5 protein-coding genes, 1 tRNA gene and 1 pseudogene are annotated in these 8623 nt (G+C 50.8%); 1 reads left to right on the plus strand and 6 read right to left on the minus strand.

Annotation, left to right across the window (positions count from 1 at the left end; all coding sequences use genetic code 11):
- Window positions 1–503: peroxidase family protein (locus tag PLA23_RS07535; protein WP_324474713.1), on the plus strand; the 503-nt coding region annotated here is incomplete at its 5' end.
- Window positions 504–860: 357 nt separating this feature from the next.
- Here PLA23_RS07535 and PLA23_RS07540 read toward each other — a convergent pair.
- The 6 genes and pseudogenes from PLA23_RS07540 to PLA23_RS07565 all read right to left on the minus strand — a co-directional run.
- Window positions 861–943: transfer RNA gene (locus PLA23_RS07540), tRNA-Leu, on the minus strand.
- 173 nt (window positions 944–1116) lie between these two features.
- Window positions 1117–4977 carry a DNA-directed DNA polymerase II large subunit gene (locus tag PLA23_RS07545; protein ID WP_324474715.1) on the minus strand — a complete coding sequence of 1287 codons (3861 nt, stop codon included), beginning with the start codon at window positions 4975–4977 and terminating at the stop codon, window positions 1117–1119.
- 43 nt (window positions 4978–5020) lie between these two features.
- Entirely contained in the window at window positions 5021–5905 is an 885-nt protein-coding gene (locus PLA23_RS07550; protein WP_324474717.1) for a DnaJ domain-containing protein, read from the minus strand.
- Between the two features lie 66 nt (window positions 5906–5971).
- A complete protein-coding gene (locus tag PLA23_RS07555; protein ID WP_324474719.1) occupies window positions 5972–7138 on the minus strand; it encodes an aconitase X in 1167 nt (388 codons plus the stop codon).
- 2 nt (window positions 7139–7140) lie between these two features.
- The gene (locus tag PLA23_RS07560) at window positions 7141–8382 is read right to left on the minus strand and encodes a UbiD family decarboxylase (protein ID WP_324329124.1); all 1242 of its coding nucleotides are present in this window, start codon (window positions 8380–8382) and stop codon (window positions 7141–7143) included.
- Window positions 8379–8623 (minus strand): annotated as a pseudogene (locus PLA23_RS07565) (flavoprotein); the annotation flags it as partial. The pseudogene PLA23_RS07565 and the gene PLA23_RS07560, both read right to left, overlap by 4 nt.

Consider the following 8623-nt stretch of genomic DNA (forward strand, 5'->3'; position numbering starts at 1 on the left):
AGGAACAGACAGATGTTACGTCTTTTGCAGTCCTTGAACCTGTTGCGGATGGTTTTCGTAATTATCTGAAAGGAGAGGGCCCCATGAAACCCGAGGCGATGCTTATTGACAAGGCTCAGCTCCTGACACTCACCGCCCCGGAAATGACAGTACTTCTTGGTGGTATGCGGGTCCTGAATGCAAATTACGGACAGGTGCAGCATGGGGTCTTTACAAAACGCCCTGAAGTGCTTACCAATGATTATTTTGTCAACCTTCTTGATATGAGCACCGAGTGGAGCCAGATGTCAGAGAAAGCGGATCTCTTTGAGGGAAAAGACCGAAGGACAGGTGAACGCAGATGGACCGGTACCCGGGTGGATCTCATCTTTGGATCAAATGCTCAGCTTCGGGCTCTGGCCGAAGTGTATGCATGTGCAGATGGGGAGGAGAAATTTATCACGGATTTTATTATGGCATGGGTCAAGGTGATGAATCTGGATAGATTTGATCGTATCCCCTGATCAGGATATTGATAAGATTATACCATATTTTCTTTTAATTTCCGATAGTTCCTGGATATCTGCTATTTCATTGTGGTATTTGGCTGAATCATACAGCATGAGTAAATCATACGTAATTTTTCGTTGAACTGGAATGAGTGCCATTTCTGATGCCAAAGAAAGAGAACTATCTATTGAAGAATTTTGTGAACTTCACCCATGCCAAATTCCTCACCCCCTCAAACCTTACGGCACAGAGATGAGGTATTGGTACATTTTTATGCATCATCCTGACTTTGATTATTCCATTCCCGAAAAGCCACATCGAGCATTTCAGGAGAGAGAATTCCGTTAAAATCGACCACGAAAACAGGTGAATGCGGGGAAAGGGAGTTGAACCCCTGAACTCCTACGAGAAACGCTCTTGAGGCGTTCGCCTTTGGCCACTTGGCTATCCCCGCACAACTGAAAGAAGAGAAGGTATGGAAGATATCCACACCAAGCTGACGTACATAAGTTGGTGTGTATCCTATTTGTATATTTTCCGTATTTCCTTTCGGTCTCTTACCATCCAGAAAAAAAGATATAAAGTATTAGACTTTCAAGTGACAGGTGAGCACACCTATGACGATTATTACATGAAATCTGCAAGACCCTTCTGTTGTACCTTCTCTTCTCCGAATGTGGACTCAATATTCATGTCGATGACTTCAATCCGCTGCCTTGTATACTCTGAAATATTATACTCTTCACAGATCTGCCGTGACATCTGGAGGTATTTCTTAACAGAGCCCTCGTGGACGGTTGGAATGATATTTCCTCCGCACCGGCATTTTCCGGCAAGAGGCATCCGACGGTAACTGGTATTACATCTGGTGCACCGGAACTTCTGTTTTGAGAATGCCGAGAGGTTTCCCTGAAGATCACGGATAAAATGGGTCTGAAGAACCCGCTCTGCAACATCATGCTCATCAACGGCCCGTATCCGTTTGGCAAGAGAGAGCTCACAGTCAAGCTTCTCCAGCATTGACTCAAGCTGGGTATACATCGTCTCAAGCGGCCCGGCTGATATATCTGATGTATCATGGGTGAAGAAGAATCCCTCAATCTGAGCAGGGGTATTGAGCCGTCTCTCCACCCGGTCAACCAGGCTTTCCACCTCTTTTGCATTCCCGTACCGAAGCGCTGTCTCATACACCTCAATCGGATATGTGGGACAGACATCAAGATTATGGCTCTCCTTGTCAATCTCAGTCGGATCTATCCGACTGGTCAGAACAAGGGGAGCGTCCATTGATCCGCCTCTCGTTACCGGAAGAAACGAACGGGAGAAGTTGATAAGCCCATCAAGCAGGAGCATAACACAGTCCTCATCACCATCACACTGACCGGTGAAGATACCGTTTGCAACCAGCGTATGATCCTGATCGACTGTGAGGCAGTAGACCCGTTCATCCTCACAGGGAACATAATCAATAGTTACAATCCGGTCACTGTTTACCACCCCGCATTCCCAGATCGGGACGGCATCTCCAATCTTAACCTCAAGGGCACGGATCTTGCGAAGATATGAGACATCCCAGATGAGCATGGCGTGATCCGGGGTCACCGAAAGGGTCCTTCCCCGTGCGGTCTGAAACCGGATCAGGTTTGCAGGTGCTTTGTGAATGGAGATGGAGGTAATCTTGCGAAGATGGGGTATACCGCTGGTATCAACACTTCTAACATGTGCCGGCCGGACCGGATCAGCATAGTACGTCCCCAGGACATCCACCCCCGCCTGGGAGAGATCCATGTGTTCGAGGATAAACCGGCGGATTGGGATCTCATGCAGCATCCCGTCCTCATACACCTCGATCAGGGTGTCCCCGAAGGAACAGTTTCTTCGTTTTGCTGCATGGAAAAAGGGATGGCCATATCCTACGTTCGCTTTTGAAAACCCGATAATCCGGGCAAGAACCCCTGCACTGGTATGTGGGGCAAGCCCGATGACAAGATGGCCGACCAGATCGCTTCGTTTTTCTAAATTATAAAAGGGAGGAAGGCCATAGACTTTCTCAAGCAGGGTATCGATAAATTTGGTGCAGGAAAAGAGGTAATCACCACATCCTTCAGGAACCAGGATGTCCTGGGGCGGGAGCTCAAGCACCTGCTCCGGGTTTTGTAAGGGGACACCGTATATATCATGGGTATATCCAAGATCCTTCAGTTTCTCAATCGTGACACCAATCTCCCGTGGTCTGAAATGGGTCAGAGGCATGTCGATGATATCAAACCGGACCGTCCCGTCTTTGAAGACAAAGAGCTTGTGTGCTGCCCTGATAACCCCTTTTTCAATCACTTCAACCGGCTTATTCCGCGAGACCAGCCCTTTTACCCCTTTGACCAGTTCCACATCCCGCTCACGCATCCCCAGGTCTGCCAGTGCCTGCTGAAACATCTGCCTGATGTTGACCGTATATTGCCGGACCGATACTGGTTCCATCCCGCACTGAGGGCAGACCGGTCCCTGGACCTCAATGCCACACCGGGAGCACGAAAGCACCGGTTCAGTATGCTGTCCGCAGGAGCACCGGTTCAGATAGGTCTCTGCTTTGCAGGCAGGGCACCGTCTGACACCCATCTCCAGCTGCAGGTTGCCTCCATCGGTGTTTGCCTGATAGGTGAATTTTGTCGCCTCCTGCACCGACCGCCTTGATCCGCCTGCTTCACCGACCGGAAAGAGAAGATGGGGAGCCGGCTTCATCTCCCGGGGTTTTGATTTCCCCGGCCTTCCCATTCTTCCCCCAATCCTGGTCCCGGCCTTGGATCGCATCTTCATTCCTGAAAGGTGCTGAACAATTTCAAGGGTTGTTTTTGGCAGTTCCTTCTCCCAGCCACCGGTATAGGCAAGAGCAGGAGAAAGACCAAGACATCGCAGGAGAATCTGGCACGGTGATATCCGGATCATCCCATCCCGTATCTGATGTTCACATAAGAGCCGTTCAAGATGCTCTTTTATCGTCGGATTCAGGGGGAGAATTAAGGTCCCGTTCTCGAGAGATCCGTGTGTATGAATGTAATCGGCAAGCGCCCGAAGTTCGGCAACGGTGAGATCATCCCAGAGATAGAGGTAATCAGGATGAAGATATAATCCTGTCTCACATTGGGCAATGGCCTCGGCCTCATCTGCCGGACGTCTGGTTCCTCCCTCAAGCCGCCACCATGACTCACAGTATGCAGACGGGACAAGAACATGGTTATTCTCCATAAATTCGCCATAACTGATGAGTATTTCGCCTACATCGATGATATGACTGACCTGGGGGGACAGTTCACGTGCACGTTTTGCATCATGCACCCTGACCACATCGCCATTGATAAGCCGGACGGTCGGGCCCTGAATGCTGTCAACCGGGGAGATGCCGGCTGCTTTTCCCGGACGCTCAATCTTCATCTGGGTACCGACGGCAAGAAAGTCCCCAAGGATATGCAGGGTTGCAGGATTGAGACCTGCTGCTGCAAGCCCGGTGTTACGGGACCGGCCATATACGAGTCTGAATCCACCTTGCCGCATCGGATACGAAAAGACCGGTCTTCCTCCGATTAAATCACGCAGAAATTTATCCTTTGGGTGGATTCCAACCTCTTTCTCCTCTGATGATGAACTTCCCGCAGGGGTCTTAATCATCTCCTCAAGCCAGTCCCATCCGTCCATCTTCATCTTCCTGACGTTTTTCAGGACTTTTGGTGCCTTTAAGGCAAGGCCCTCTGCAATGACAAGGGCCATTCCTCCGCGGACGGTGTTGGTCTCTACCCGTTCCAGATTCCTATGGCCTGACACCTCCTCCTTCTCGGTCGGTTCACCGTCAATACAGACCGGACAGTTACTAATGATAAGCCGGATCTCCCGCTCGGAGGGGAGATACTGAAGACTCATAATGGAGTTATACTGCCTGATCTCCTCGATATACCGCTCAATCTCTTCCTCACGAGGGATATAGCGGGACAAACCAAGGATTCTTCTGACATAATCACCGACCAGGACTGAGAGTGCCTGTGCAGTCCCTCCGGCACTCCGTATGGGCCCTGCATAGTAGATGGTAAGGTATTCAGTTCCGTCATCATTTTTCCTTACTGCAACCTTGGCGATTCCTTCTATAGGTGCAGAGACGACGCCCTCGGTCAGAAGAGCCATGGCGGTCCGGATGGCATGATCAAGGATCTCTTCTTTTGTGGTTTCTCCAAACTTTTTCTCCGCAAAATAGTCGCCGATATGGAGGGATGCCTCTTCACGGGACATGACTGCCTCGAGTTCACGAATCATCCGGGCGACGCCCGGAATGCCTACCTGTGCCTCAACCCGGTCTGCCAGATCATTTGCAATCGGGATCTCAACATAGGTCTCGGGATCCAGGCCGGTCTTTCTGGCTGCCTGGGCAACCTCCATTGCCTGTGCAAGACCTGCATTCAGCCGGTCATAGTACTGTTGCATGCGGGGTGATATGTCTGCCATGATGTGAAATGTTGATACTATTCCTCCTCTGCTGGAGGATGTGTTATGCTGCCGGAATACCGGTTTTCATCCTGGTCTGATTCAGCAGATCCTTTGCGACTGGATCTCCGGGACGAAGCTCCAGTGATTTTTTGAGATATATGACTGATTCCTCATCTCTTCCAAGGGCATGAAGGGAACGGCCAAGTCCAAAGAGGACCTGTGCATCATCTGAAAATGAGAGATATGCCCGGTTTAATGACTGGACTGCTGACCGGTAATATGACTCTGCCTGATTATTGAGTCCCCGTTCAGACAAATCCTCGGCTTTTCGTATTTCAGCAAGACCCTTGGCCCGCCATCCCTCAGCAAACCCGGGCAGCCGGGTGACGGCATGGTCGTAACTTTCTATCGCCTTCTGGTACTCTGCTTCATTCATCCACCGGTTCCCCTCCTCAAACATTGATCTGGCCTCTGCTGCCGCCATCCCGTTCAGCCAGGGAAGGAGAAAGAGCTGGAAGAGAATAACGACTGCCATAAGGAGGGTTGCATAAAAGAGAATAACCTGGAGGATCCGGGGAATGGATGACTTTCTTGTTTTTCGCCGTTCCTCTTCAGGCGATTGGCGTGGAGGGTGATATGACTGATGGAGATGGGCATAATACCACGTCCGGGGATCTCTGTACCGCCTTCCTCCATTATAATATCGTCCATAATCTGATTCATCCGCCTCCAGCAGGGCCAGATCATATGCCTCCCGTTTTTTTGGATCCTTCAGGATCTGATATGCCTCATTAATGGACTTAAACAGTTCCTCTGCTTCGGGACTATCGCAGACATCAGGATGAAGGATCTTTGCCAGCTTCCGATACGATGCCGTAATCTCTTCGAAAGAGGCGTCCCGTCTGACATTTAAAATCTCGTAATATGATTCCCCGGGATCAGGCATCAGTTGCTTCTCAGTATAGGATACAACTACGTTAAACTATCCTGTCAAAGACTGACATGATACACATCAGGGAATGCAGGCCATACGGATACATTCCTTTGTAGACCCAATCACCGCCCGGGCTCCACACATGGTCGGGACATAGGCCAGTGCCTTGCCACTGTTGACCATAATCCGATCGTACCGTTCAAGAGCAGGTGAGACAACCATACAGGTGTCGGCATACACCCGTGCCCCGGATTGTTCAATCTTTCTGACCAACTCAAACTCGCGTTCGATAACATCCCGTGCTGCAAAGATATACACCGGTTTGTGTACAACACACCCATTGAGAAGATCTGCAAGCGTCATCAGTTCATCAGGAGAACAATGCGGGCACCCGATCGCAATGGCATCCACATCCTCTCCGGTAAAGAGCGATGCAACCTCATCAGCCCCGATGAGTACTTCCTCTAACCCCCTGGTGCTATAGGAAAAGATCCTGGCCTCAGGGGTGATACCCTGTACATGATAGAGGGCAACAGCCCCGGTTGCAGCCATCGCAGCACCGAGGTTTTTCAGTTGATCCCTTCCTGGACGGATACCGGAGAAGAGTGGAATCCGGTTTCCCGTTATCTTTCCGGCTAGAGATCCAAGTGCCCCGTACCAGGCAGCATCAGCCTCCTTTGGTTCACCTTCCACCCGGATATGAATCCCCGGCCTTCGGTTCTCAATAAGATGAAGCCCATATTTTGGGGTTTTTCCGATGACCGCTGCAGCAAGAGCCGATGGCCCACCTTCCCGGTTTGTTCTGGCCCCGATAACCGAATTTGCATAACTGACCGCTGATGATTCAGACCAGGCCAGATGATCCCCGTATTCTGTGATGTTCAGGTAATACGGAGTACATGTGCATTCAAGTCTGATACCCAGACGTTCATACGCAGAGATTACCTCGAGTTGCTTTGTTGCAAAATCAGGATCTATTTCCATCTCCTCCCATCTGATCCGGTCCATACCGACCGGATTGAGAATTGCAGGAACGGAGGCATGTGCATCAAGACTTGAAAGCCATTTCAGGCCCCATTCGCCTATCGTTTTGTATGACGCTCCTGATACCTGGGCGCTCCGGATTGGAACCATCTCTTCTGCACCAAACACTGTACCGACCCCGACCAGTATCTCCATGAGCTGCTGCCTGGTCTCTCCCTCCTCACCATTCAGGAGCGATTCTTCTTCTGCTGTCAGATGCATTATCAGTCCTCCCAGACCGCTCTGACAAATTCTTCTTCCTTTCCCAGTTCCATGGTGGCATCAATGCCCATCTTCACATTCAGGCCGTCTCCAATCCGTGATGGATCAAGGGAAGAGCCACGGACACCGGAGATAATAAGCGTATCCCGATCTGCACGAACCCGTGTTGCAATGGCAAACTCAACATCCGAGGGGTTATTGGGATTGATATCACCATCGACAATCACGACATGTTTAAGGGAGGTGTGTGCTGCAAATGCTGCCATTATGGCATTCTTCCCATCTCCTTCTGTCCGTTTCTTTATCTGGACCACGCCGTGCAGGTACCCGCACCCGCCTTTGGTAAGGACCACATCGGTCACCCCGGTCACCCCTGCAACTGCCCGGTAGATGAGGGGTTCATACGGAGCGCCCATCAGAAGTTTATGCTCATCTCCGGCGTTGACAAGCCCGTGATAGATAAAATCAGGTTTGGTATACATCCCGGTCAGCTCGATGACCGGCTGGATCCGTTCCGGATCATAGGTCCGTGTAATATCAACATATGGGCCCTCTACTGCGGTTTCATTGCCGATATACCCTTCAAGAATGATCTCGGCATCCGGAACCCTGACCCCGTTTGAAAGCGTATAGACCGGGATCTGCCCGCCAAGGAGTTCAGCAGCAAAGGGGAGCTCCATACTCTCCGGGACCCGGCTGCAGCTGGCAAAGAGAACGAGCGGATGCATCCCGATCACGACCGCAACCGGAAGACGGTCTCCATTCGCACAGGCCCGTTTATGAAGGGTGTGTGTATGGCGACCTTCCACAAGCCGGGCAACCAGTTTATCCTTTCCTGCTTTCAGCATCCGATGTACAGAGGCATTTTCAACCCCCTCATACCGGGAGAACACAACACCTGAATTCAGATATCTGCCCGCCTCTCCCGGGTAATTCTCCATGATGGGAATTTCATCAAGATTTACCGGTCGCATCGGAAGAGTTCCTGCATCGACGAGCGTTCCGTTATACCGGCAGGAAGCAAGCCGGGGAACCAGAACATCGGGAGTCACTCCCAGCGCTACAGCCAGAGCATCCCTGCTTGCAACAAGGTTCATCACGGCCTTTCTGCCGTCAAGATTATGAAAGAACAACAGCCGGTCTGTACTGAATGCACGTTTTGGTGCATCATATCGTGAGGAAACCGGTTCATGCACGTCAGTGACAAGACCCCTGGTTCTCATCTCTTCAATAAATGTCCTCATGGAAATCCACTCCACCTTCCGCCTATTGAGTGCGTAATATGCAGATGATCCAGTATCCGGGCAACAACCGCATCCACAAGCCCGGTGATATCATCCGGCCGGTGATAAAACGGGGGACTTGCTGTCATGATAACAGCTCCTGCATCATGGGCACGAAGCATATTTTCAATGTGAATTCGGGAGAGCGGGTTTTCCCTAAGAAGGAGAATACAGGGCCTTCGCTCCTTTAAGGTCACATCTG

This window comes from Methanospirillum sp. (assembly GCF_035406105.1).
GTDB lineage: Archaea > Halobacteriota > Methanomicrobia > Methanomicrobiales > Methanospirillaceae > Methanospirillum.

What these genes read in the sequence shown, in the direction of transcription:
- PLA23_RS07555 (WP_324474719.1), bottom strand. Translation starts at nt 7,138, where the DNA reads ATGCATCTGACAGCAGAAGAAGAATCGCTCCTGAATGGTGAGGAGGGA.
- PLA23_RS07550 (WP_324474717.1), bottom strand. Translation starts at nt 5,905, where the DNA reads ATGCCTGATCCCGGGGAATCATATTACGAGATTTTAAATGTCAGACGG.
- PLA23_RS07545 (WP_324474715.1), bottom strand. Translation starts at nt 4,977, where the DNA reads ATGGCAGACATATCACCCCGCATGCAACAGTACTATGACCGGCTGAAT.
- PLA23_RS07560 (WP_324329124.1), bottom strand. Translation starts at nt 8,382, where the DNA reads ATGAGGACATTTATTGAAGAGATGAGAACCAGGGGTCTTGTCACTGAC.